This is a genomic window from Streptomyces aureocirculatus, assembly GCF_000720475.1.
GTDB lineage: Bacteria > Actinomycetota > Actinomycetes > Streptomycetales > Streptomycetaceae > Streptomyces > Streptomyces aureocirculatus.
Genome location: NZ_JOAP01000004.1, coordinates 1 through 24,941, shown reverse-complemented (window position 1 = coordinate 24,941; position 24,941 = coordinate 1). Strand labels below are relative to the sequence as shown.

Below are 24,941 nucleotides of genomic sequence, written 5' to 3'. Positions count from 1 at the left end.
TGGACCATGTGACCTTCCGGCCCGGCGCTGGCTGCGTGACCCTAGCTGCCTTGACCCGCAGGGTTGTTGACGCGACTGATGGGCGGCTGCCCGTCGCTCCACCTTGCCGTTCGTCTGCGGACGGTATGGCCGGGTGCGTTTGTGGATGATGCCGACCGCACGCAAAGTCCGGCCGAACAGCCCAGACCGACAGCGGGAGCCGTTGTCGGTGAGAACGCGTTCGACGGTGATGCCGTGTGCGGCGAAGAAGGCGTTCGCGCGCCGCCAGAACTCGGAGGCGGTTTCCTAGCGTTCGTCCGTGAGGGCTTCGCTGTAGGCGAGCCGGGAGTGGGTGTCGATGGCGGTGTGGATGAAGCTGTAGGCGTTCGTGGCGGCGGATGACCTGGTCGGTGGGCCGGTCCATCCAGCTCGGTCGATTCAGGCAGTGGCGAGTCCGGACGCGGTGGACCGTAGACGTGGGTACTCCCCGGATCGGACCGATCCTGGCTGGGCCCCGGGGATACCGGGAAGCGTGTGCGGGCCGTGGTTGTTGCGTATGAGACGAGAAATTGGGTGCTGGGGCTGCCTGGCAGGCAATCCGGGCCGTTGGGGTCAGGTGCGGCGGGCGGCCCAGACGGTGCGTTCGGTGCGTACGGAGAGATCCTCGCGGCGCAGAAGGCTGTTCGGGCTGTTGGTGTCCAGGAGCTGGTCGAGTGCGGCGAGGTCCTCGGGGCTGAGGGCAGGGGCGGCTACGCCGCGGATGCGCTGCAGGCTGCCGTAGGCGTAGCGGCCGATCGCTTCGCTGCGCGCACCGTCGATGTTGACGGTGATGGTGCGCTCGTCCTCTACGGTGAAGCCGGCGGCTGTCAGCATCAGGCCCCAGTCGGCGCCGCGGTGCGGAACGTGCTCGGCGTGGAAGCTGTCGGTCGCGGCATGGGCGCGCTCTTCGAGGCCTGGCCGGTTCTGCGGGGCGTCGGCGGGCAGGAAGCGGGGGAAGCCCGCGAGTTCGACGACGGCGAACAGGCCGCCGGGTGCGAGCAGTTCACGGACGCTCGTCAGGGTGCGGTCGGGGTTGGCCATGTGGTGCATCGAGGCGGAGGCCCACACCAGATCCGGCCTGCCGAGGTCGGGCCAGCGGCTGGCGTCGAGGTCGGCCTGCACGGTCCGTACGCGCCCCTCGATACCGCGGGCGCATGCCTTCTCGCCCAGGAGCTGGAGGTGGCCGGCCGAGGTGTCGACGGCGGTGACATGCGCGTCGGGGAAGCGTTCGAGGAGGGCGAAGGTTCCCGCGCCGGTGCCGCAGCCCAGGTCCACGATCTGGTGCGGCTCGCTCTTCAGCGGCAGCCAGGCGGTGATGGACGCTATGTGCTCGGCGAGCACCTCGGCGTCCAGATCGAGGATCTCCGCCTGACCGCCATCACTGCGCTCGTGGCGGCCGACGTGGTCGTAGTGACCGCTCTCGCCGTGGTGGGGTGTGTGCTGATGCGTGTGGGTCATGGCTTCACCGTAAGCCCGCCATGCTCTGGCGGCATGATCACTTGCGGAATGAGCAAGAAGGTGGCTTGGGGTGCTGCCCGCCACGCAAGATCGCCCATCGCGCCGAGGGCTGCCGCCGTTATTCGCAGGGACCCCGGACGCCTGTGCAGTCGGCTTCGGAGCCGTCGGGGCCGGCGTCCTTTTGGTGGCCGCGGCGGGCGTCACGGTCGAAGATGCCCATGATCTCGCATGGTCCGCCCTCGGCTCCGATGGCGTGCGGCATCATGGTGGGGAACTCGGCGGCCTGGTTTGTCTCGATGCGAAAGCGCCGGTGGCCGAGCATGAGGATGGCGGTGCCGGACAACGCCACCAGCCATTCGCGGCCGGGGTGGGCGCGCATGCGGGCCGGGTTGTCGGGCGGTGGGTCGGTCATCCGCTGGCGCATCACGCTCATGCCGGGGTCGCCCTTTATGGGCCAGCGCATCAGGCCGTGTGCGCCGTCGATCATCGGGCTGATGACGACTTCGTCGGCGGCGTTCTCCACGAGCTGGTCCAAGGTGGTGTCCAGGGCGCGTGCGAGGGTGACGAGCTGGTCCAGGGCGAGGCGGCGCTGACCGTTCTCGATGCGGCTCAGTGAGGACTGGCTGAGGTTGGCCCGGGTGGCCAGTTGCTCCAGTGACCAGCCCTGTGCGACGCGCAGGGCACGGATTCGTTTGCGTACGAGGCTGTCCAGTTGCCCATCTTCTTGCGTCATGAGCAACATCGTATGCCCTTGATGCAACCCGGGTTTAACGTCGAATGCAGATGGTCCAGCACGGGGGCCACGTACGACGAAAGGGCGCGACATGCCCGCGCACACTTCCCGCTACAAGAGCGACGCACTGCCCAATCCGCCGTCCCCTCAGCGGACGGGGGATCTGCGGTTCACCGTCACCCTGGCCGACGGTCGCACGCTGACGGCGCGGCGGGTACTGGTGGCGGGTACTGGTGGCCACCGGACTGCGCGACGTGCTGCCCGAGGTGCCCGGCCTGGCCGAGCACTGAGGCCACAGCGCGGTGCACTGCCCCTGCTGCCACGGCTATGAGGTGCGCGCAGGTCTGTCTTGCGAGGAGTCCCCTTCGTCCTGGTCTAGTTGGTGCAGGCTGCTGTTCCACCGTTGGCGTCTTTGGGGCAGGGTCTGTTCCCACCAGGGGGTGCCGCGCTCTCCTAGTCCCGTTTTTGCGAGTTGTACGCGGGTTCGAGCGGCCTTGCGTGCTTCTTCGTCGTCGCCTGCGGCGGCTACCGCCCTGCGGGCTGCCATGAGGTGGTGGGTGAGGCGTTTCTCCACGTCGTCGGGCAGGCGGGGGTCAGTGGCCCGCCATCGTCTGCCCTTGATGATGATGAAGTGACCGTCTTCGGTGAATTGCCTGTCCTTTGCCGCCACGAAGCCATCATGACCTGCTGTGTACGGGCAGTCCTGCAAGTGGTCGGCCCGGAGCGGCGCGGCAAGGGGGGTGACGTCCGCGGGTGTGGGACTGCTTGCTTGTGGGTGGTGTGCTGTCAGCGTGTCCAACGATCCGGAGACGCTGCCCAGACCGGGCGGTGCCTGAGTCGGTGGCGATCGCGCGGCCGTCTCGCGCGTCAGCCGGTGAACCCCGCACCACCAGACCCCATTCGTACGCGATCACCACCGCGTGGGTACGGTTCTGCGCACCGAGCTTGGTCAGCACGTTCCCGACGTGCGTCTTCACCGTCTCCAGGCCCACCATGAGCGACTGCGCGATCTCCGGGTTGGACAGGCCGATGGCCATCAGCCGCAGCACCTCCTCCTCTCGCTCCGTCAGCGCCGCCTTCGGCAATGCCTCGGCGGAGCCGAGCGGGCGGGCGGCGACCATCCGGCGCAGGGCCGCCGGGAAGAGGGTCGCTTCCCCCGCCGCCACCACCCGTACCGCCTCGGTGATCTGCCGGACCGGAAGCCGCTTGAGCACGAACCCGCTGGCCCCCGCGCTGAGCGCCGCAGTGACGTAACCGTCGTTCTCGAAAGTGGTGATCACCACGACATTCGGCGGTCCGACTGACCCGGCCGGTCCGACTGACCCGTCCGGCCCGGCTGACCCGTCCGGCGGGGCTGACGGGGACGACCCGGCTGACCCGGCAAGGAGCCGCTGGGTGGCCTCGATCCCGTTGCACCGCGGCATCCGCACATCCGTCAGGACCACGCCCGGCCGCAGCCGCCGCACCTGCTCGACGGCCTCGACGCCGTCGGCAAAGTCGTCCGCTACTGAGCTTGTAGGCGTGTTGTCGCAGAGGGCTGACAGGTACTGGTCGTCGCGGTAGGCCGAAATGATGAGGTATCCGCAGGGCGGCGGGCTGACCGCAGAACGGCGGGCATTCCGTGCGCGCATCCGAATGCAGGCGACCGGGATGTTCGTAGATGGACAGACCAACCTGGTGATCGCGAAGCAGTTACGGGTCAGTGTTCGGTCGGTGCAGCGATGGCATCGATCGTGGCAGCACGACGGTCAACGCGCCTGGCGTTCGAAAGGACCGGCATCGCGGCCAAAGCTGAGCGAGGAACTGTTCGCGGTGCTGGAGCAGGAACGGGACAAGGGAAGACGCCCGGATACGTGCCTTCGTGGACGCACATGACTGGATCACGGCCTACTATCTGCCCGCCTACGCCCCCGACCTCCACCCCGTCGAGGGCATCTGGTCGCTCCTGTGGCGCAGCAGCCAGTCCAACACTGCCTTCACCGATCCCGATCACCTGATGCGCGTTCTTCGCCGCGGTCTCCGGGAGATCCGATATCGCAGCGACCTCATCGACGGATGCCTCGCAGCCACCCGCTTACGACACCCCACGCACATCACCTCGTAGAGGGCAAGTGGATCAACCCTGCGTCCGTCGCGCGGAAGCCACAGGCGCTGTGATAGAAGCCTCGCAGCCCGGGCTCGAAGTCGACGTGCAACCACTCGCAGCCCGATGCACGCGCATGGGCAACCGCCAGACGGACCACCGCCGTTCCGATACCGCGATGCTGGTGCGAGCCCCGAGTCTTTGTGTCAATCAAGAAGGCGTGGTCTCCACCGTCCCACGCCACGTTCACGAATCCGACAAGGACGCCATCGCCATCACGGGCCCCCACCCAGCCGAGGCTGTGTTCCTTGACCTCGTTCCACCAGCCAGCAACGGCGTTGCCGCCATGCGACCGAACAAGGTCGACCATCTCCTCGTCAGTGATGGGGCCGCGCCATGTGTAAGAGATCGCTCCGCTCATCCTGCCAGCGTCGCGGACCTGCCTCGGACTTCAACCCCTTTTTGATCAGAACGACAACACGCCTACAAGCTCAGTAACCGCAGCCGACCCTGCGACCCGGGCTGTCGCTCACCTTCCGAGCCAGCAGCCCAGGTCTCCCACCTGTGTGGTTGCCAGGTGGTTCGGGGACGAACGCGGTGCCGGGTGGGTCAGCGCAGTCCGGCGAAGAGATCGTTCTCGGGTATGGCCGCGCCGGTGGCGTCCTGGACACGTACGAAGGTCTCCATGCCCATCAACTCGCCGAACCTCTCCTTGCCCATCTTGAGGAAGAAGATGTTCTCGCCCTGACTGGCGTGCGCGGCCAGTGCGTCGAACTTCTGATCGCTGAACGCGGTGGTGTCCACCCACGTGGTGATCTCGTCGTCGGGGAGACCGATCTCGGCTATCGCGGCGGCCTCGGCAGGATCCGGCTCCGGCATGTCCTCACCGAACTCGCGCATGATCTCCCCGAACCGCTGCATCCCCGACCGGGGCATCGTCGTCCAGTACACCTTCGGTGTCAGCGAGGTCATCTCCAGCGCCGCCATCGTGATGCGGTGGGCCTGGATGTGGTCGGGGTGGCCGTAGAAGCCGTTCTCGTCGTAGGTGACGACCACATCGGGCCGGTAGTGCCGCATGAGTTCCGCGAGTCGGGCGGCGCCTTCCTCCACGGGGGTCTGCCAGAAGGATCCGGGGGCGTCGTTGCTCGGCCAGCCCATCATCCCGGAGTCGGCATAGTCCAGCGTCTCCAGATCACTGATCTTCAGGACACCACAGCTCGCCTCGAGTTCCTGCCGGCGCATAGAGGCGACCGTCGCCGGATCGTGCCCGGGATCGCCCGGCTTGACGCCGCCCGGTCCGTCACCGCAGCCGCCGTCGGTACACGTCACAAGAACCGTGCGGATGCCTTCCGCTGCGTACCGCGCGAGGACTCCTCCGGTTCCGGTGGCCTCGTCGTCGGGGTGGGCGTGTACTGCCATGAGCGTCAAGGGCCGGTCAGTCATGAAACAGTCCTCCTGCAGGAATACGTCTTGGTCCAAGTAGCGCGGCGCGCGTACCGCGATCGCGGGGCCCGGATCCTGGTGGGGCGGACGACCTTGTGGTCACCGCGTTCCCCGCCCGTGCGGCGCCGGTCCCTCGGTCGATGCAACCGCGCAGACCGGACCGGTTGTTCCCGGTACGTGCGGCCGCTTGGCCTTCCAGGGCCACCGGTGGCGCCGACCACATCAAGCGGCCCGTCCACCTCTGGCCGCCGGTGGCTGCTCTGCGATGCCGGGTGCTTCGTCGTTCTTGTCCGGTCCCGGGGTCCCGGCAGCGGCCGGCGCAGGCTCTGGTGAATGTTGTTGCACCTGCCGTAGCGGCATGTGGTGAGCTCGGGAGACCCCGTACGAAAGGTTCTGCCTGCGATGTACCCCTTCCTCACGCCTCCTCGCCAGGTCAAGATCGGTGACGCTGCCGCTTTCGCCGGTACCGCCGCACGCGCCATCCGCCACTATCACCAGATCGGTCTGCTGCCGGAGCCGGAGCGAGGCGGGGACGGGCGCCGCCGCTACGGCTACGAAGACATGATCCGCCTGCTGTGGGTCCGCAAGATGGCAGCGGCCGGCATCAGCCTGGATGACATGCGGGCCGCCTTCGACGAAGCCGGGGACATCGAGGAGATCCTGAGCAGGCTGGAGGAGAACCTGGCGGTGCAGGAGGCCGACATCAAACGTCAGCGCGCGGCTGTCCAGCGCCTGCGGGCGGTGGGCAGTCCGCTGGGGCTTCTCTCCGAACTGGTCACGGACCGGCTCAGCCACCTGGACCCGGGCGCACTGCGACCGTCGGACGTGGAAGCCTTGCTGGTCACGGAACGGATCTTCGGGCCGCTGGGCGCCGCCATCCAGGCCAGCGTGTTCATCGCACTGGCCACCCACCCCGGCCTGCGCGCGGAGGAGGACCGTCTCGACGCGGCCGAGGCCGCCCTCGACGACGGCGTCGAGCCCGACGACCCGCGCGTCGAAGAGCTCGCCGTGCGGCGGTGCGCCCAGCAGATGGCCCTGGATCAAGCCATCGAGGCGGCTGGGCTCGACACGGCCGAGGAGAAGCTCTTCGAGATCTACGACGCCGACCTGAAGGGGGAGGAGGACTCGCAGATGAGCGCCTTCGAAGCGGTCTCCAGGATGCCCTACGACTTCTCTCCCGCCCGGATGCGCTGCACGGAGCTCACGGCACAACTTCTCGCCGACGCCCACTCCGAGGACCACTGATCACCCGTGCCCGGCACCGATCCCGTCCGACAGCGAGTCGCGTCGTACGGCGGCCCAGCACACTCGGCGACGCCGTCGCCGCCATCGGACCCGGCGCCTCGGCGGCCACGCTGATCAAAGCCTTCAAGGCGGGGCGCTCATGCAGCTCGGCGGGGCGCTGAGCACGACAGGAGCAGGTGGAGAGGTGCTCAAGGGGCCTGTGGCCTGGGGCACTTGGCGGCCAGGGCCTCGCGTGCGCCGAGTTTCGGGCCGGTCGGCGCCGGCAACGACGACTTGAGGCCGCCGGGCGTCGAGGGGACAGGTGCTTCCCGCACCGAAGGGGGAGCGCTGCCCCGAATGAGTGGAGATCATCCGCGCTGATGGACTGTCAGGCCCAGTAATGAAAAGGTTGCGAAAGGTGACAAAAGAGGGGATATGGACGTGGCCCATGCCGTGGGCGTCGCCGTGTTGCGGCAGTTGGAGCCGTCGGTGGAGCGGCTCCTCGAGCGGCACCTGGCCACTGCTCGTGACTGGCTGCCGCACCAGTTCGTGCCCTGGAGCGCAGCGCGGGACTTTGACGGCCCCGTGGACGGCGCGGCGTGTGGCGACCGGCTGGGCGAACACACCTGATGGCCAGGATCGCGGCCGACGAACGCGCGCGACACCCCCGCCCGTCGCACCCCGAAGAACCAGGAGACGAAGGCATGACACACGTCGACGAGCCGCTTGCGCAGACCCCGCAGCGGCCGGAACTGTCCGAGGAACTGGTGGCCCTGCTGACCGGCCACCTCAACGTGAAGGCCGGACCGGACGAACTGTCCCCGGCGACGACGTTCGAGAGTCTCGGCCTGGACTCGCTGTCACTGATGGAGCTGGTGCTCGCGGCGGAGGAGGAGTTCGGGATCGTCCTGCCCGAAACCGCCCTGGACCTCCGCCTGGCCTCCACCCTGGGCGAGGCGGACGAAGCGTTCGAGCATGTGTCCTGACATCGCGGTCACCGGCCTTGGCCTGGTGACTCCGGCCGGGCACACGGCGGAGGCGAACTGGGCGGCTCTGTGCCGGGGCCGCTCGCTGGCCGCCGCGGACCCCGAACTGGAGGGGCTCCCCGTCGACTTCTCCTGCCGGGTGGCGGACTTCGACGCCGCAACGGAAATCGGCCGCACACCGGCACGGCGTACGGACCGCTTCATCCAGTTCGCCCTCGTCGCCGCCCGGCGGGCCGTCGCCGACGCGGGCCTCGACCGCCGTACGTGGGATGCGGAGCGGGTGGGTGTCGTGCTGGGCGTGGGATCGAACAGTCTGAGCACCTACGTGGGCGAGTTCACTCATCTCGGTGCGGGGCGAGCGGATCGCGTCTCGATGCTCGCGCTTCCGCGCAGCGTTCCGAGCATGGCCGCCGGTGAGGTCGCGATCGATCTGGGCGTGCACGGACCCAACTTCACCACCGCCAGCGCCTGCGCTTCGGGGGCCACCGCGATCGGAGTCGCCCGCGACCTGCTCCGGTCGGGCACGTGCGACATCGTGCTGGCGGGCGGCAGCGAGTCGGCCCGCTCACGCATGACGGCCACCTGCTTCACCCGGATGCGGGCGCTGTCCCGGCGCCGGGAGGAACCGGCCCTGGCCAGCCGGCCGTTCGACGCGCGCCGTGACGGCCTGGTCCTCGGCGAGGGCGCCGCCGTTCTCGTCCTGGAACGCGCCTCCTCGGCCCGGGCCCGCCGGGCACCGGTCCAGGCACTGCTGCGGGGGTACGGCGCCGGAGCCGACGCCCACCACCCCATCGCCCCGCACCCGCGAGGAGACGGCGCGGTCCGCGCCATCCGCGCGGCCCTGGCGGACGCGGGATGCGGACCGGACGACATCGCCCACGCCAACGCGCACGGCACCTCGACCCCGTTGGGCGACGCGGCCGAGGCCGCGGCCTACACCCGGGTCTTCGGCGATGACGGGCCGCCCGTCACCGCGGCCAAAGGCGTGATCGGACACGCGCTTGGGGCGGCCGGAGCCATCGAGGCGGCCTACACGGTCCTCGCCCTGCGGCACGGGCTGATCCCGCCGGTGGCGAACTTCCAGGGCCAGGACGGCGATCACAAGCTGGACATCGTCGCCGGGCGGCCGCGGCCCGCGCGCGGCGGCACGGCCATCAGTTGCTCCTTCGGGTTCGGCGGCCAGAACGCGGTCCTGCTGTTCTCGGCTGTAGCCTAGTGCGATCCGCTCACACGTCCGCAGACGACAGCCCGAGGGAGACGGCACACAAGCGCGGCGTGGTGCGGCGGGCCTGGCTGGTGCTGGTGTGCGCTCTCCTGGCGGCGGTGTGCGCGGGGGCGCTGACCCCGCTCGCCTTCTCGGCGCTGAGCACGGGCGGCGCGGTCGCCACGGGCACCGAGGCCGACCGCGCCGCACAGCGGGCCGAACGGCTCGGTGTGCCCTCGCCCGATCTCATCCTGGCCGTCTCCCAGCACACCGGCCCCGCCCGTAAGGCCGACGTCCAGGACGCCACCACAGCGGTGGTGCGGACACTGGCCGGGCAGGGAGACGTCAAGGCCGCATGGTCCGCGCACACCACGAAGAACACCTGGCTGCGCTCGAAGGACGGGCGGACCCTGCTCGTCCTGGTACGGCTGAAGGGGACGGACAAGGAACGCAAGCAGGCGGCACCCCGCGTGGTGACCGCGGCCCGCACGGCCGCCCCGGCATCAAGCGTGGAGCCCAGTGGCGGGACGTGGGCCAACCGGGAGATCGACGAGAGCGTCGAACGCGACTTGCGGCGGGCCGAACTCCTGGCCGCGCCGGTGCTGTTCGTCGTGCTGGTCCTCGCCTACGGATCCGTGGTGTCCGCGCTCCTGCCCGTGGTCGTTGCCGCCCTCACCATCGGCTGCGCCGTTCCGGTCCTGGGCCTGCTCGCGCAGGTCGTCGACATCTCCCGGGTCGCGGTGAGCGCCGCCTCCGCGATCGGCTTCGGCCTGGCCGTCGACTACAGCCTCTTCCTGCTGGCCCGGGTACGGGAGGAGACCGCGCGGGGCGCGGACCTGCAGACGGCACTGGCGGCCGCCCGGCGCTCCAGCGGCCGTTCGGTGGTGTTCTCGGCTGCCGCCGTCACCGTATGCCTGGCCACCGCCCTGGCCGTGCCGGTGCCGATGCTGCGCGCCCTGGCCCTGGCCGGCATGACCGTCGCCGTGCTCGCGGCCCTGGTCGCCCTGACGGTGCTGCCCGCCTGCCTGTGCTTGCTCGGCCCCCGGGCCCAGGCCTTCGATCCGCTGGCCCGGTGGCGTCGTACCCGTACCGGTGAGGGAAGCCGCTTCTGGCACCGCACCGCCTCCACCGTCACCGCACGGCCCCTGCTGGCGGGAGGCCTTGCGCTATTGCTCCTTGCCCTGCTCGCCGCGCCGTTCACCCACGCCCGCCTCGGCATCGTGGACGAACGCGCTCTGCCCCCATCCGCCCCTGCCGCCGCGGCGGCGCAGCGGGTGCGCGCCGAGTTCACCGCACCACCCGAACGGGTCCTGACCGTGGTGGTGACCGGCCCCAGGGCGGCCGGGGGTGCCCCGGCATACGGCGAGCGGCTCGCCCGCCTCCCCGGCGTCACCGCCGTCCGCGTGGCACCCACTGCGCCCGCAGGCGAGGGGGCGGTCCTCCTGGCGGCCACGTCCGCCGCCCCCGACACCCGCGCGGCGCAGACCGCGGTGCGACAGGTACGGGACACCCCCGCGCCGGGAAGCGTCACGGTGGGCGGACGAGCCGCGGACGTCACCGACACCGCGCACAGTGTCCTCGACGCCCTCCCCACCTGCCTGCTCCTGCTGGGAGCGGGGCTGATGCTCCTGCTGAGCGCCTTCACGCGCACGCTCGTCGCCCCCCTCAAAGCGCTGGCCGTCGCCGCCGTGAGCCTCGGCGCGATCCTGGGGGCGCTGGTCGTCCTCTTCCAGGACGGCCACGGCAGCGCTCTGCTCGGCGGCTTCACCACGACGGGCACGCTGGACGCTTCCATGCTCCTGTTCGTCCTGTTCATCGCCCTGGCTCTGTCGGTCGACTACGAGGTCTTCCTGCTCGGCCGTATCCGGGAGGAGTTCGACCGCTGCGGCGACAACCGCACGTCGATCGTCGAAGGCATCGCGCGTACCGGCCGCCTGATGACGTCCGCCGCGGCTGCCGTGGCGATCTCGACCGCCGCGATGGCCACCTCGCAGGTGGCCCTGCTCAAGTTCATCGGCATCGGCGTCGCACTCGGCGCGCTCGTCGACGCCGTCCTGGTGCGCGGAGTGCTGGTGCCCGCGGTGATGGCGGCCCTGGGCCCCCTCAACTGGTGGGCCCCTACCCGTATCGGGTCCCGGCCCGGGACCGCCGCAGCCGACAAGGAAGGCAGGGCTGAACCAGATGCATCAGCCTCCACATGACCGCACCGGACCGCCACCGGCCACCGCCCCGCGGGTCGCCGCGATCCAGACCGTCTTCCCGCCCCACACCTACCCCCAGCGGGAAATCCTCGCCACCCTGGCCCGCACCACCGCGCTGGAGTCCGAAGCGGGCACCCTCGTCCTCCGCAAGATCGCGAACAGCTCGGGCATCGACTCCCGGTCCCTGGCGCTGCCACTGGAGAAGCTGATCGAACTCGCCCGCCAGGACGACTTCACCGAAAAGAACCGTATCTGGCTCGACGTGGCCCTGGACCTGGGGGAGCAGGCGATCACCGGTGCCCTGCGTGCCGCCGGCATCCACCCGCAGGACGTCGACGCCGTGATCAGCACCACCGTCACCGGCCTTGCCGTGCCCTCACTGGAGGCCCGCCTCGCCCACCGGGTGGGGCTGCGGCCTGACATCAAGCGCGTCCCGCTGTTCGGCAGCGGCTGCGCGGGCGGCGCCGTGGGCCTGGCCCGGCTCCACGACTACCTCCTGGCCCACCCCGACCAGGTCGCCGTCCTGCTCGCCGTGGAACTGAGTAGCCTGGCCTGCCAGTTCAAGGACCCCACCGTCGCCAACATCGTCGCCGGCAGCCTCTTCGGCGACGGCGCCGCGGCCGTCGTGGCCACCGGAGCCCGCCGGGACCCCGGACCCGCCGGACCCGCACTGGTGGACACCTACAGCCTGCTGCTCCCCGACACCGAGGACGTACTCGGCTGGGACATCGGCTCCCACGGCCTGCGTGTCCTGCTGGCACCGGAGATCCCCGCACTGACGGGGGAGCACCTGCCCACAGCCATCCACAGCCTCCTGGAACGGCATGCGCTGACACCGGACCAGATCGTGAGCTGGATCATCCACGGCGGCGGCCCGAAAGTCTTCACCGCCGTGGAGCAGGCCCTCCACCTGCCGCCACGCGCCCTGGAACGCACCCGGCGGTCCGTGGCCGAGCACGGCAACCTCTCGTCCGTCTCCGTACTGGACATCCTGCACGCGGCCATGAAAACGCCCCCACCGCCGAACGCTCCCGGTCTGGTCGCCGCCATGGGCCCGGGCTTCGCCATCGAACTGGTTCTCCTGAGCTGGTAGGGGACGGCCCCACTCCTCCCGGCTGCACAACAAGAAGAACGGTGACACACGACCATGCCCACCCACCCCGAAGACGCCACCGCCGCCTCTACGGAGGAACCGACCGATCACGCCGCCAGGCACCGCGCACACGCCGAACGCCCCGACCGACTCGCGCACACGTGACACTCCCCGCGAGCCTGATCCTCCTCATCGCCGCGGTCACCGCCGTGCGCTTGGTCGAACTGGCGGTCGCCCGACGGAACGCACGGTGGGCGTTCGACCGAGGCGGCGTCGAGTACGGGCAGCGCCACTACCCCGCGATGGTCGTCCTCCATGTCTTCTTGCTCGTCGGCATCCTCGCGGAGGTCGCCCTCGCCGACCGCACCTTCACCCCACTGACCGGCTGGCCCTGCCTGGCCGTCCTCGCCCTCGCACAGGCAGGCCGTGCCTGGTGCATGCGCGCACTGGGGCCCCAGTGGAACACCCGCGTCATCGTCGTGCCCACAGCCCCCTTGGTCACCACCGGGCCCTACCGCTGGATGCGGCATCCCAACTACCTCGTCGTCGCGTGCGAGGGCATCGCCCTGCCCCTCGTCCACACCGCGTGGATCACCGCCTTTCTCTTCACGCTCGCCAACACGGCCTGGCTCGCCGTGCGCATCCGTACGGAGAACACGGTGTTGTGGCCTGCGGCACCAGAACCGGCGGTCTGTCGGAACGAGCTCGGGCTGGGGTGATCGGGCCGTCGCGCAGCGTCAGCGCATAGCTGCTGGTCGCACGCGCCCGTGAGGTTCACGAGGAAGGCTCACGGGTCTCCGGGCCGCGTCGCTGTGCCGGTGTCGAGGTGGTACGAGCGCGGGTGGCACCCGGCGGCCTTGCCGAGGTCCGGGGGAGAAGGCACTCGATCAGGTAGTCGCCGGTGCCGGGGTCGAGCGTCACGCCGTGGGTCTCGCTGCGGAAGCCGGGGAAGCGTCGGTCGAAGGCCTCGAGCGCGGAGAGGTAGCGCAGCAAGGCCCCGTCGTGCGGGCCGACGCTCTCACCCGGCATGAGTACCGGGATTCCGGGCGGAGTGACGGTGACCATGGCGGCCGCGACACGGCCCGCCGCTTCGGCGAGGCGGACTCGTTCGGTGCCGCCGCGAATGAGGCGCTGGTAACACTGTTGCGGTGGGACGACGGGCTCGGGGAGCTGCTGGAAGGCATTGTCCAGGAGGGCGACGAGGCGGGCGGATCGCAGATGGTTGTGCATCTCCTGGCACAGCTCGCGCAGTGTCCGGCCGGCGTAACGGCTGCCGTGCTCGGTGATCAGGGGCGGCAAGACGCGGTCGAGCGGGGCATCCTCGTCGTACAGGGCCTTGAAGTCCATCAACGCGTCGAGCAGCGTGCCCCATTTGCCCTTGGTGATGCCCATGGAGAACAGCACCAGGGTGGTGTAGCTGTCGGTCTTCTCCACGACGATGTTGCGGCGGGCCAGATACGCGGTGAGGACACGGGCGGGGATGCCCCAGTCGCCCATATGGCCGGAGGCGTCGATGCCCGGGCACGTCAGGGTGACCTTGATGGGGTCGAGCATGCAGTAACCGTCGGTCAGGCCGGGGAAACCGTGCCAGTCCGCGCCGGGTTCCAGTTGCCAGCAGGAGGGTTCGGTGCGCAACAGGTCGGCCGGAGCCTCGTCGAAGGGCACTCGGGTACCGCTGGCCGGGTCCGTCACCACTGCGGGCTGCCACACACCGAAGAACCAGGGCGGCCGGTCCCCGGCGTCGTCGATCCGCCGGCCGATGCGCACCATCTCCTGGCGGAAGCGGACTGCCTCGGTCACCGCTTCGTCGATCAGCCAGTGCCCCTGCGCGCCGTCCATCATCGCGGTGGCCACATCCAGGGAAGCGATCATCGGATACAGCGGTGACGTCGTGCCGTGCATCATCAACGCCTCGTTGAAACGGTCGTGTTCCACCGGGGCTCTGGGTGCGGGCCTGACGTGCACCATGGCGCTCTGAGACAGCGCCGCCAGCAGCTTGTGCGTGGACTGGGTGGCGAAGACGGTGGGCCGCTCCGGACCGGGCATCGTGTTGTGGTCCACCGACATGCCGTAGCGTCCGGCATACAGCGGGTGGAAGCGGGCGTAGGCGAACCACGCCTCGTCGAAGTGCAGCCGGGGTGTGCTGGCGGCGAAGGACCTGGCCGCCGCGACGGCGTCGTAACACAGGCCGTCGTAGGTGGAGTTGGTGAACACCGCGTACTGGCAGTCCGCCGCCTTAAGGCCCTTGGTCAGCGGATTCGTGGCAATCCGCGATGCCACGGAGTTCGCTGTGATCTCTGCCGGCGGCAGTGGCCCGGCGAGGCCGAAGCCGTTACGCGTGGGGACAAGGAACACCGGTCGGGCACCGGAGACGACGAGGCCGTGCAGCACGGACTTGTGACAGTTGCGGTCCACCAGTGCCACCTCGTCGCGCGTGACGCTGAAGTGGCCGACCAGGCGATTGCACGTGGAGTCACCATGCAGCACGAAGTAGGTGGAGTCGGATCCGAACACCCGGGCCGCGTTGCGCTCGGCCGCACCGATCGGCCCGGTGTGCTCGAACAAAGATCCGAGTTCCTCGACCGAGATCGACAGGTCGCTGCGCAGGAGGCGTTCGCCGAAGTAGTCGTGGAAGGCCCGCCCCACCGGTGACTTGAGGAAGGCCACGCCACCGGAGTGTGCGGGGGTGTGCCAGGAGTACTCGTGTGCGTCGTCGAAGCGTCGCATCGCCTTGAAGAACGGTGGGAGAAGCGCCTCTTGATACGCGCGCGCGGCGGTGGTGATACGTCCGGCGATGAATCTCGGGGTGTCCTCCAGCGGCCATACGTACCCGACGACGGTCTGCGAGACCCACAGCGGCAGTTCGCGCAGGCCGTCGTCAGCCATCACGAGGAACACCGGCAGGTTCGTGAAACGACGGCCGATGCGACGCAGCACCGCCGCGCCGCCGGGTTCGTCCTCCGCGCCGTGGACGCTCGCACCACGGCCGACCGGAAGATCCCACGCCACGAGGGCGGCGGCGAGTCCCGCCTCGGTGTGCAGCACCGCCTCGGCGTCCCGGGCGGTGACCACCCAGCGGACGCTGTGCCCGTGGGACTCGATCTCGTCACGGATCCTGACGAGCTGGTCCACGCCTGCGCTGCCGTCCCGCGAGTGCTCCGGCACAGCGACAAGGACAATCTTGTCGGGCATATCGCCCCCCATTCCCGGGCGTCCGGTGCCGCCCCACCCAGTGTCGGCGGACCGGGATGAAGCAACTTGACGGATGTGTCGAAACCACCCTGTGGGGGGAACAGTCAGTCCTCTGTTTGATCCGATGCCTCGCGTTCGAGGCGCTGGCACTGAGGGCTCGGATCATGTGCCTGGTGCACCATGTGTGAGTGAGGTGAACAGAGGGGCACGGCGGTTGATGGGCCCTCGCGAGGCAGTGTGCGCAGGGGGAGCGGAAGCCCACGTGGATCGGCCCGTCTCGTCGAGGGCGAGACGGGCCGGCTGCGAATGGATCAGTGGTTGTGGGACGCAGCGAATCCATGGTCGGTCGGGGAGGTCGGCGTCAGACGCGCCCGCCGCCGCCGTAGTAGCCGCCGATCTGGTCGTGGTAGCCGGCGTCTCCGATGTGCTTGTTCTTGTCGAACTCAGGGGCGTCCTTGATCTGGGCCTTCGTGCGGTCGACGTAAATCGTCTCGTTCTCCGCGTCGATCCGGCTCACCGTGCCTGCGGGAAGCAGCACGTGTTTGCCGAAGATCCACACTCCGGTATCGACGACGAGGTAGGCGGAGCCGACCTCGTCGGAGTGCTTGTCGACCTTGCCGATACCACCGTCGGTGGCTTCGACCTTGAACCCGATCAGGTTGACGCCTGTGCTGTAGCCGCTCGACGGCTGGTATCCCCACATGCGCTCGTTCACGTTCGGCTCCTCACGTCGGCGATGTACGGGCAGGAGCACTGTGTTCCGGTGCCGGTGCCGGTGCCGGTTCCGGTGCCCCTTGCGCCTGCGGGTGCCCCCAACCCCGCCGGTAACGCAGAAGACCAAGGAAAGAGTCGTGCAGGTGCCCGGGCTCCGGTCTTCGGTCGCCCGGGCCCCGGTCCGGGATGCATGGGTGACGGATGGCAGGGCACTCGGTGGTGGCACGGCAGGAATCCAGCAGCGACCGATCGCGGTCGGCTGGAATGCCACCCGGTTCGGGGTACGAAGCGGGCGGGGACAGGGTGATGTGGGCCTGGTGAGGTCAGGGCCCGCGAACACCGAAGAGTCGTTAGGGCGGAGCCGAAAATGATTGTGCTTGGCGCGATTTTGCTAATCATCGGCATGCTGGTCGGTATCTCACTGCTCACGATCGTCGGCGGGGTACTCGTCGTCGTCGGCGCAGTCCTGTGGATTCTCGGTGCGACCGGACGCATGGTCGGCGGTCGAAAGCACTACTTCTGACAACTCCTGACAACTGGACTCGGTGCGGCTGCTCAACGACGCACCAACGTCCCTCGCGCGCCCGGGGCCTCGCGGAGAACATTCCGCCGGGCCCTGTGGCGCGCTCTCGCAGTGATGCAAGAACCGTTGTTGTGCTGTCGTATTACTACTACCGGTCTGTCGTATTACTGCCGGTCATTCAGGTGTCGTGAGGTCTGTCTTCTGCATGCCGACCGGCGCCCCCCCCGGATTCGGCATCGTGCCCTGGTGGGACCCGGCAGGGCACGGTAGGCCCCCGGTCCCGTTCACGTAGTAGCCCCGGACCATGTCCGGCAGCCATGCCCCTACGCTGTCGTCCAGGCTCAGTCTCCCCTCCGCCTCCATCTGGAGCAGCACGGTCGCGATGAAGGTCTTGGTGATGCTGCCTGCACGACCGGGTCGCTCCATGCCCCCGATCCGTCCGCTCCGCCGCGTGTGACGTCGACCTCGGGCTGCATGGTTGTTCATCGGAGCAAGGACGGGACCGTGGCCTGACCCGGCCGACACGGTTTCGAAGTCACTTCGTCGAGCGGACACCCGCCATCCGTGGCGGCTGCCGTGCCCTCCACACCCGCGGGTGCGGCAGTGCGGCCCACCCAGGAGGTCGTCGACTGCCAGGCCTACCTACGAACGGACAGCGGCGGCGGGCCGGCCGCCGGGGCACCGGGCGGCGGTTTGTTCCTGGGCGAGTTCGCGCGCGGTCGCCATGTCGCTGAACGGCAGCAGTTCCTCGCGTACGGTCTGGTACGGTTCGCTGCCCTTGCCCGCGATGAGGACCGTGTCCTTGGGGCCCGCCGCGGACAGAGCGAAAGCGATCGCGTCGCGGCGGTCGGCGAACCGTTCGAAGGGTGTTCCTGTCGAGACGAGGCCGGGGGTGATCTGGTCCAGGATCGCCTCCGGATCCTCGTTGCGTGGGTTGTCCGACGTCAGGACGCACAGATCAGAGTGCGTCCCGGCGATCCTGCCCATCGCGACTCGCTTCGTGGTGTCCCGGTCGCCGCCGCAGCCGAAGACAGTGATCACCCGGCCGCGCGTGTAGCTGCGGATGGTGGCCAGAACCTTGTCCAAGGAGTCCGGGGAGTGGGCATAGTCCACGATCACGGAGGTGCCCTCCGGGGTCTCGAAGCGTTCGAACCGGCCGGGGACGGGCGGCAGATGGCTGAGCGCGGCGATGAGGGTATCCAGATCGTGCCCGAGGACGTGGCAGGTGGCCAGGCTGGCGAGGGCATTGGCCACCGAGTACCGGCCCGGGAAAGGTATCGCCGCCGGGTACGCGTGCCCGCCGTGATGCAGGGTGAAATGTGTGCCTGAAGCGCTCACGGCAAGGTCGGTCGCACGATAGTCCGCCGGTACGTCGAGGGCGTACGTGGTCACCGCACCGGGCATCGTCACGCCGATCTCGGCACCCACGGGGTCGTCGGCGTTGACCACCGCTTGCTGGCACAGGCCCCGGAAGAGCCGAAGCTTGGCATTGCGGTAGTTGGCCATCGTACCGTGATCGTCCAGATGGTCCTGGGTCAGATTGGTGAAGACCCCGACGTCGATGAACGTACGGTTCACCCGATGGGTCAACAGCGCCATCGAGGTGGCCTCCAGCACCACGGTGCCGGTCGCGCGGTCACGCATGTGTCCCAGGAGGTACTGCAGGTCGGGCGACTCCGGGGTGCTGAGCACCGAATGCGGCATCGGGATCAGCTCATCGCCGATCCGGCTGCCGGCCGTTCCGATGACCCCGACCCTCGCCCCGGCGGAGATCCTCAGGGCGGATTCGATCATGTACGAGACGGACGTCTTGCCGTTGGTCCCGGTGATCGCCACCATATCCATCAGCCGCCCCGGTTCGCCGAAGTACCGGGAGGCCACGACCGCCGCCGCCTGTCGGGTGTCGGCCACGCGCACGGTGCACTTGTCCGCAGGCCACACCATCGCGCCGAGCCGCGCATCCTCCCCTTCGACAAGTGCGGCGACGGCCCCGCGGGCGAACGCGGCCGTCACAGAGTCGGGTCCGCCCTCCCGGTGTCCGGGCACGGCGATGAACAGGGAGCCAGGCCACACCCGGTCGACGTCGAAGGTCACTCCCGCGGTGATCGGTGCCCTGCTCGGGTCACCCTGGAGTACGTGATGAACCTGGCCGGCCAGCAACTCGCTCAGATGCACAAGGATCCCTTCGAGACGGCTCGACCCGGCCATGCGGTCGAAGCCAGGCGGCAGCGCCGGCGGATGCCGGAGGGCTGCTGTGGTGACATGGAACGGGAACGAAGATCATCCGGCGGGCTGAGCAGGCTGCCCCAGCCGGGGAGAAGGGCACGCACGGTGCGAGGGAACGGCGAGCCCGCGCGCGAGAGTCGCCGCTAGCCGTGCTCGTGCAGCGCGATGCGCCGGGCCCGAGATGCCTCGACGCCAACCGCGAGAACGTGACCGACGGCTCCTGGGCGCAGCCTTGAGGCGGCCTGCTGCATGTGCTGCCTCGGAGAACCCGTACGATCCATAAGCCTGAGTGTACGGCCGCGCCGACAACCGCGGTCCCGCGGGCGCGACGGGGCCGCGATTCCCGTAAGCCTCCGTGGGCGACCGTGCGCCCGGGCGACCGTGCGCCCGGGCAGTGACAATACGGGCTTTTCCACGGGTGTGCGGACGAGTACCTCGCGGCGCCGGTGCCGCCTTCGCGCATGGCTCAGGGCTGGAGACGGCACGCGGGCCGCGGGCCGCGCAGATGCTGGCCGCCGTTACCTCGGTGGCTACGCCGAGCCGCCCATGGGACCAGCTTTTCCGGAGCTGGATGTGGGCGGCGGTGATCCGATACGCGCAGGGTGCGCGGTGGCGGTACGCAGCCCCGCCGCGCTCAGAACGCGCGGCTGGCGTTATTCGCGCACCGCGGCCAGCGGCACGCCCGTCACGGGAAGTTTGGCGGTCACTGACCTTTCCTGCCTGGTGTCGCCCGGTAGTGATGGGTGGTTGATCCCTGCGGTATGACGAGTTCATGCGGTATGCGCAGGGTGGTGGGCTGACTGTTGGGGGATGGGAAGTGCATGAGCGGTTGCGGCTGGAGGCCGACAAGCGATTCGGCTGCGGCGACAAGAGCGCGGCGATCGCTACGGATCTGCGGGCCACCGTGCGGTCCGTGGAGCGGTGGCGACGTTCTGGGAACGAGGGTGGAACGACGTCGCTCCGGCCGAGGGGACCGACCTTCCGTGGCCGGCTAAATCCGGAACAGTTCGCCGTGCTGGAGGCGGCCAAGAAGCCCGAATCGCTCACGCACGCCTGCCCGGGGGCTTGCCGCTGTGTTCAGCAGTGCTCAGGTTCCACGGCTAGCCACAGTTCGGCGTCGGCCTCGGTCTTGTCCGGTGACAGGCGGGTGGGCAGGCTCTCAGGGCCGGTGCGGGTGCGATACGGGTTCGACGGGAACCACTCGATGAACACGTCGCGCCACAGTTCCTGGACGGCCTGCGGCGCGGGACCGGAGGTGGCGAAGACCGCTTCCACGATCACCTTGCCAGCGATGGTCGTGAGCACGTCTACCCGGCGCTGCGCTCGGTGCCGTCTCCGTCCGGACCGGGGGTGTCCTGTTCCAGGCCCCGGCGGATCGCGATCTCCAGGGGTGCGTTGTGCCAGCCCGCGTCGTCCGGCTCGTCCTTGTGCGGTAAGCGCAGCGGGAACGTGCCCAGCGAGTAGCGCGGCTCCCAGCGTCCCGCGCCGACGAGCAGGTCGTACGCGCGCTGCAGCGACGGGGAGTTAGGCGCGGCGGCGGAACGGCCCCTGTGCCATACCGCCCACCCAGTGCACGGGCTGCGTCCACGTCGACGGGACGTCGGGGCACAGCCCGTCTCTCGCCGCGGCAGCCGCGCGCAGTCCGCGGCCACGCGCGGCACGACAGCGCCCTCCAACTTCACGAAGCCGTCGCGGAGAAACGGGATACCAGGGTCGTGTCGTCCATGCCCCCATCGTGCGGCGGCACCGGACCCGTTCACCCGACATTCTCCGCACCGCCTTGTCGGGTATCACCGGAGCGCGGTCAGGCGGCGCACGTCGCCTGGCAAACCGTGATCAATCTCAGCGGCCTCTCCTTGTACCGCGGCTACGCACACCCGGTGAGCCCCGTGGGCTGAGGGAAACTCAAGGGGCTTCGGCGCGAACACGAGGGCATGGTGTGGATTGAGCTGGCGCAACATGGCGTCGAACGGCCGTCTCGTGTCCATCTGTCGGCAGAGTGTCCTGACCTTGCCCATCACAGCCTGCACGGTTTTGCGTTCGGGCGAGCGCCGCTGCGCCCAGCGCCGGCGACGCTCCACGTGAGCGCGCATACCTGGAACCTCCGGAGTAGCCCGCCGCCCGAGGGTAGGCCAGTCGTGCGACGGGAACTCCTGACCTTCCCCCGGGGCGACCCGACTTCTCAGGCAGTGTCGAAGTACACCACTTGGTCCTGTGCCGCCGCAGCTCTTGGTACTTGGCGATGAACAGTTCGAAGTAGTTGCGCAGTGAGGTGCCCGAGACGTCGGAGCGGCCGGGTGCGGGGCGGGTGAATTGGTAGCCGACACCGCCTTCGAAGGGGCGCCAGGCGCGGGTCTCGCGCCGGGTGGCGTCGTCGACGATGCGGAAGGTGTCGGCGCCGCTGAAGGCGAGCCCGTACAGGTTGTCGCCGGTGAAGTGCGGGATGTTGCGCAGTGTGTAGGTGCGTCCGGGGGTGGCGCCGCCGGTCTGTGCGACCACTCCGGGCGGGCCGATGCCCTGGCAAGCCGACTTCTGGTACTGGGTGCTGCTCGCCGCGTTGCCCGGAAAGACTCCTTCGGTCCACTCCTGCTCGCGGTCCTTGTCGCCGCCGAAAAGCTTCTTCAGCAGCCAGGCGAGGAGGAAGACCAGGACCGCGACGGCCGCGCCGATCACCATCCCCGCCGGGCCGCCGGGCGTGCCGATGAGCGCGCCCACCGCGGCCGCGGCCTCCCAGGCCCACCCACCATTGCCAGTCCGCGGAGTCGTAGTCGAGTGCGTCCTTGCCGCCCTCGGCGATCTGCTGCTTGTCGATCTGGATCGTGGAGACTCCCAGGCCCTGGACCGCGAGCTGATTGGCGTAGAGCACCGGATGCAGACCGTCCGGGCTCGGGTGGCCCGCGTCGTCCACGAACCTGAGCTGGGGTGGGACAGCGGCACAGCCTTGTTAGGGCGGGGACAGCGTGGGCGAGTGAAGTTGCGGGAGATCAGAAGTCGGTCCGGAACCGGAACAGCATGGTCAGGGACCCGACGCGGACAGCATCGTGCAGTAGACCCTCGCGGCCTTGGCATGATCAACAGCGTCTTGACAACGCACATGATCACACCAAGGCCGCACCACGGTCGCATCGGTCTCCGAAAGCCCGGCAGGTTCCCAACCGCCCCTCCCGGAGCTGAGGTTGCAGAACAGACTCAGGAATGGACGACCTGCAGCTTGTAGACGCTCACCTGCCCGTAGTTGGAGCTGCCGCACGGGGAGGAGTTGCCGCAGTTGGCCTGGGTGTAGGCACCGGCCTTGAAATAGTTCCCGGACGCCGTGTGCGAGATGGTCGTCTGGAGGACGCCGTTGTAGTAGGCCATGATCTTGCCGCCGCTAACGACGAACTTGCCCTCATAGACAGTGTTCAGCGCGTAGTTACTGGTCACCAGCTTGTGATGGCTGTCGTCGCCCTTGGTGATGTAGAGACTGGTGCCCTCCAGACGGAACGTCGTGACGTCGTCGTTGCCGTCGTGGATCTGAGCGCCGACGACCTGCGGCTTGTCGGCGGGGAGCTTGTTGAAAGCCTCCCGGAAGGTGAGGGTGTGAGTACCGGAGGTGGCGGACCATGCGGCGTTCGAGGTGCCGTTACTGGTCATCTCGCGCAGCTCAGAGCGCGGGTAGCTGGATCCCGGCGTGGTCACCCCGTTTACGGCGGCGCGGAACTGCACGCCGGTACAGGCGGAGTTCACTCTGAACCACGGGTCCGAGGAGAAGGTGGCCAGCGCCGGCTGCTTGATCTCGGTGGGTGACTCCTCGGCCCCCGTGGGCAGGGTTACCTTCCAGTTGGTCAGGTCAAGCTGTTGAGCGGGGTAGTCGCACGGGGCAGCCGCGGTGGCGGTGCCCGCCGTGAGGAGAGGAGCGGTCAAAGCGGCCAGGGCGGAAAGCGTGGCCACGCCCGTCATGGCGATCTTGCGAGTTCGGCTCATGTTTCCTGCTTCCCTACGGTTGCCTGTCGGATGCCTTCTTGAGCAGTCAGCAGGGGCGAGAGGGCTCGTACGCGTCACCGAAGCGCTGTCGCGTACCGCCGGTGGTGCCGACCAGATCGTTCCGTACAGTAACCGGTGCAACTGCCCTGGCGAAAGCGGCAGTTGATGGCCTCCGCTGTGCGTGGATACCGCCCTGGTAGCGAGCGATTGGAGGTCGTTTTTATGCTGTTTTGCTTGCCGCCATGTGCCTCAGAGCTACACAGGTAACGCTCGCTTCTGAACTGGCGCGACATCTCAACCTCGAACCAAACAACCTCGCCGGGACAAAACGCTCTGCAACTGAGTGTTTCGCCCTGTCTCACTGCGAAATGCGGGCATTCATCGACCCCGGGGCCCCGTGACGCGAGTTCCTGAGGAGAAGGTTTTCCTGTGCCGTGGCAGGAGAGGGTTGTTTCGTTCCGGCCCCTCCCGTCTTATCCCAAGCCGACCCAGCTCACGGCCGTTTGCCCGCTGGATCGGGTCGGCCAGCACGGGGTACATCGGAAACATGAGCCCACGCCGCGGCTACCCCAGCGACCTGTCCGACGACCGCTGGGTGCTGATCGAACCAGTCCTCACCGCGTGGCGCGACGAGCGCCGCGACCGCGGCCTGGACATCGGGCGCCCACCCGAACACGACCTGCGCCCGCTCATGAACGCCGTCCTGTACGTGGACCGCACCGGCATCCCGTGGCGCCACCGCCGCACGACTTCCCACCCTGGCCCACGAGCTACCACTACTTCGCCTGCTGGCAGCAGGACGGTATCTTCGACCAGCTCATCGGGCTGTTGCGGGGCCTGGTCCGCGAGCGCGAGGGCCGCGATGCCGAGCCCTCCGCCTGTGTGTTGGACTCCCAGGCCATCAAGACCTCCGCCAACGTCCCCCTCGCCGACCAGGGCACGGACGCCGGCAAACGGATCATCGGCCGCAAGCGGCACCTGGGCTGCGACACGCTCGGCCTGCTGCTGACCGTGCTGGTCACCGCCGCCAGCATCTCCGACACCGCCGCCGGTCGGACACTGCTGTCCCGTATCGCAGCCGCCCACCCGCGCGTCGCCAAGGCCTGGGTGGACGCCGGATACCGCATCATCGCCATCGAGCACGGCGCCCGCCTGCGCATCGACGTCCAGCCCGTCCAACGCCCCCCGGGCACCCGCGGGTTCACGGTCATTCCGCGCCGCTGGACCATCGAACGCAGCATCGGCTGGCTCATTAACCACCGCAGACTCGTCCGTGACTACGAGCGGCACCCGCACCGGTCCGAAGCCGTGATCCATTTCGCCATGATTAACCTCATGTCCCGCCGCCTCACCGGCGAAGCCACCCCAAACTGGCGCGGAACCTGACCCCACGGAACCAAACACAAAACCCAGGGCGAAACACTCAGTAAGGCCTCAGCGGCCGTGTCATGATCGAGGTCTGCCGGACACGGAAGGGCTGCCGGCAAAGGAGTGCGGCCAGTCTGGGATGATTAGCGCGGCCTCTCGGGATCGGCCATAGACATGACGGAACAGCCGTTCCGGTGAGCAGGCCGCGTCCCAGCACGGCCACGGGGAATTGTCCACTGAGAGCAAGCACGACCCTGCCGTCGACCTGATCCAGAACAAGGTGAGCGGTAAGTGTCTCGCGCGGTTGCTGAGCGACGACCTCTACATGGCGACGTGCACCGGTGGCGCTTCCCCGCGCTGGCACGACTACGCCACCTACTGATCTTTTCGTAAGTTCGGTGGGTGTGGTGGGCGGATGGTCAGGCCGGTATGGGCGAGGTATGACCATGGCAGTGGGGGGTTGGTGTTGATGCGGTGGATGCCTTGCTCGGTGGCGTCGGCGACATCGGCGA

General features: G+C 68.9%; 19 protein-coding genes and 6 pseudogenes. 11 read left to right on the top strand and 14 right to left on the bottom strand.

The window, feature by feature from the left end:
• Positions 1-93 precede the first annotated feature (93 nt).
• The 4 genes and pseudogenes from IG78_RS51045 to IG78_RS0104485 all read right to left on the bottom strand — a co-directional run.
• Positions 94-493: pseudogene (locus tag IG78_RS51045) on the bottom strand (DDE-type integrase/transposase/recombinase); the annotation flags it as partial.
• A 98-nt stretch (positions 494-591) separates the two neighbouring features.
• A complete protein-coding gene (locus IG78_RS0104495; protein WP_030559879.1) occupies positions 592-1,476 on the bottom strand; it encodes a class I SAM-dependent methyltransferase in 885 nt (294 codons plus the stop codon).
• Positions 1,477-1,594: 118 nt separating this feature from the next.
• Positions 1,595-2,209, bottom strand: coding sequence for an XRE family transcriptional regulator (locus IG78_RS0104490; protein ID WP_030559878.1), 615 nt, complete (start codon positions 2,207-2,209; stop codon positions 1,595-1,597).
• A gap of 878 nt (positions 2,210-3,087) precedes the next feature.
• A pseudogene (locus IG78_RS0104485) lies at positions 3,088-3,753 on the bottom strand (LuxR C-terminal-related transcriptional regulator); the annotation flags it as partial.
• Between the two features lie 28 nt (positions 3,754-3,781).
• On the opposite strand from IG78_RS0104485, the pseudogene IG78_RS52570 reads away from it, so the two are divergent.
• Positions 3,782-4,313, top strand: a pseudogene (locus tag IG78_RS52570) (helix-turn-helix domain-containing protein).
• On the opposite strand, the gene IG78_RS0104475 reads toward IG78_RS52570, so the two are convergent.
• Both IG78_RS0104475 and IG78_RS0104470 read right to left on the bottom strand, forming a co-directional pair.
• Complete coding sequence (locus tag IG78_RS0104475; RefSeq protein WP_030559874.1) at positions 4,303-4,713, bottom strand: GNAT family N-acetyltransferase; 411 nt, start codon at positions 4,711-4,713, stop codon at positions 4,303-4,305. The pseudogene IG78_RS52570 and the gene IG78_RS0104475 sit on opposite strands and share 11 nt — an antisense overlap.
• Positions 4,714-4,901: 188 nt before the next feature.
• Positions 4,902-5,735 (bottom strand): PIG-L family deacetylase, encoded by an 834-nt coding sequence (locus IG78_RS0104470; RefSeq protein ID WP_030559873.1) that lies wholly within the window; start codon positions 5,733-5,735, stop codon positions 4,902-4,904.
• Positions 5,736-6,137: 402 nt separating this feature from the next.
• Between IG78_RS0104470 and IG78_RS0104465 the strand changes: the two genes are divergently transcribed.
• From IG78_RS0104465 to IG78_RS0104430, 7 genes are all read left to right on the top strand, one after another.
• Positions 6,138-6,980 (top strand): MerR family transcriptional regulator, encoded by an 843-nt coding sequence (locus tag IG78_RS0104465; RefSeq protein ID WP_030559872.1) that lies wholly within the window; start codon positions 6,138-6,140, stop codon positions 6,978-6,980.
• Between the two features lie 414 nt (positions 6,981-7,394).
• A complete protein-coding gene (locus tag IG78_RS0104460) occupies positions 7,395-7,589 on the top strand; it encodes a hypothetical protein (protein WP_030559871.1) in 195 nt (64 codons plus the stop codon).
• 74 nt (positions 7,590-7,663) lie between these two features.
• Complete coding sequence (locus IG78_RS43850) at positions 7,664-7,945, top strand: acyl carrier protein (protein WP_030559870.1); 282 nt, start codon at positions 7,664-7,666, stop codon at positions 7,943-7,945.
• On the top strand, positions 7,935-9,161 hold the full coding sequence (locus IG78_RS0104450) for a beta-ketoacyl-[acyl-carrier-protein] synthase family protein (protein ID WP_030559868.1): 1,227 nt from the start codon (positions 7,935-7,937) through the stop codon (positions 9,159-9,161). Before IG78_RS43850 ends, IG78_RS0104450 begins: the two co-directional genes overlap by 11 nt.
• Positions 9,161-11,350, top strand: coding sequence for an MMPL family transporter (locus IG78_RS0104445; RefSeq protein ID WP_159398242.1), 2,190 nt, complete (start codon positions 9,161-9,163; stop codon positions 11,348-11,350). Before IG78_RS0104450 ends, IG78_RS0104445 begins: the two co-directional genes overlap by 1 nt.
• Positions 11,331-12,443, top strand: coding sequence for a type III polyketide synthase (locus IG78_RS0104440; RefSeq protein WP_037685109.1), 1,113 nt, complete (start codon positions 11,331-11,333; stop codon positions 12,441-12,443). The genes IG78_RS0104445 and IG78_RS0104440 overlap by 20 nt, the downstream gene beginning before the upstream one ends.
• Positions 12,444-12,604: 161 nt before the next feature.
• Entirely contained in the window at positions 12,605-13,162 is a 558-nt protein-coding gene (locus IG78_RS0104430; protein ID WP_037685107.1) for an isoprenylcysteine carboxyl methyltransferase family protein, read from the top strand.
• Between the two features lie 55 nt (positions 13,163-13,217).
• On the opposite strand, the gene IG78_RS0104425 is transcribed toward IG78_RS0104430, so the two are convergent.
• Positions 13,218-15,635: an Orn/Lys/Arg family decarboxylase gene (locus tag IG78_RS0104425; protein ID WP_030559863.1), complete on the bottom strand. Its 2,418-nt coding sequence runs from the start codon at positions 15,633-15,635 to the stop codon at positions 13,218-13,220.
• A gap of 361 nt (positions 15,636-15,996) precedes the next feature.
• A complete protein-coding gene (locus IG78_RS0104420) occupies positions 15,997-16,350 on the bottom strand; it encodes a PRC-barrel domain-containing protein (protein WP_030559861.1) in 354 nt (117 codons plus the stop codon).
• A gap of 402 nt (positions 16,351-16,752) precedes the next feature.
• Between IG78_RS0104420 and IG78_RS51030 the strand changes: the two genes are divergently transcribed.
• On the top strand, positions 16,753-16,872 hold the full coding sequence (locus IG78_RS51030) for a DUF6131 family protein (RefSeq protein WP_249926082.1): 120 nt from the start codon (positions 16,753-16,755) through the stop codon (positions 16,870-16,872).
• Positions 16,873-17,046: 174 nt separating this feature from the next.
• Here the strand turns inward: IG78_RS51030 and IG78_RS52565 are convergent, their stop codons facing one another.
• The 6 genes and pseudogenes from IG78_RS52565 to IG78_RS0104385 form a co-directional block, all read right to left on the bottom strand.
• Positions 17,047-17,298: a serine hydrolase gene (locus IG78_RS52565; RefSeq protein ID WP_030559860.1), complete on the bottom strand. Its 252-nt coding sequence runs from the start codon at positions 17,296-17,298 to the stop codon at positions 17,047-17,049.
• 216 nt (positions 17,299-17,514) lie between these two features.
• On the bottom strand, positions 17,515-19,047 hold the full coding sequence (locus IG78_RS0104405) for a UDP-N-acetylmuramoyl-L-alanyl-D-glutamate--2,6-diaminopimelate ligase (protein ID WP_051852361.1): 1,533 nt from the start codon (positions 19,045-19,047) through the stop codon (positions 17,515-17,517).
• Between the two features lie 1,128 nt (positions 19,048-20,175).
• Positions 20,176-20,370, bottom strand: a pseudogene (locus IG78_RS0104400) (GyrI-like domain-containing protein); the annotation flags it as partial.
• 125 nt (positions 20,371-20,495) lie between these two features.
• Positions 20,496-20,824 (bottom strand): annotated as a pseudogene (locus IG78_RS41700) (phytanoyl-CoA dioxygenase); the annotation flags it as partial.
• 179 nt (positions 20,825-21,003) lie between these two features.
• Positions 21,004-21,774, bottom strand: coding sequence for a hypothetical protein (locus IG78_RS0104390; protein WP_157855753.1), 771 nt, complete (start codon positions 21,772-21,774; stop codon positions 21,004-21,006).
• Between the two features lie 513 nt (positions 21,775-22,287).
• Positions 22,288-23,061: a polysaccharide lyase family 7 protein gene (locus IG78_RS0104385; RefSeq protein WP_030559854.1), complete on the bottom strand. Its 774-nt coding sequence runs from the start codon at positions 23,059-23,061 to the stop codon at positions 22,288-22,290.
• A 547-nt stretch (positions 23,062-23,608) separates the two neighbouring features.
• On the opposite strand from IG78_RS0104385, the pseudogene IG78_RS41695 reads away from it, so the two are divergent.
• Positions 23,609-24,447 (top strand): annotated as a pseudogene (locus IG78_RS41695) (IS5 family transposase).
• Positions 24,448-24,658: 211 nt separating this feature from the next.
• Complete coding sequence (locus tag IG78_RS49035; protein WP_157855752.1) at positions 24,659-24,811, top strand: hypothetical protein; 153 nt, start codon at positions 24,659-24,661, stop codon at positions 24,809-24,811.
• The last annotated feature ends 130 nt before the right edge of the window (positions 24,812-24,941 follow it).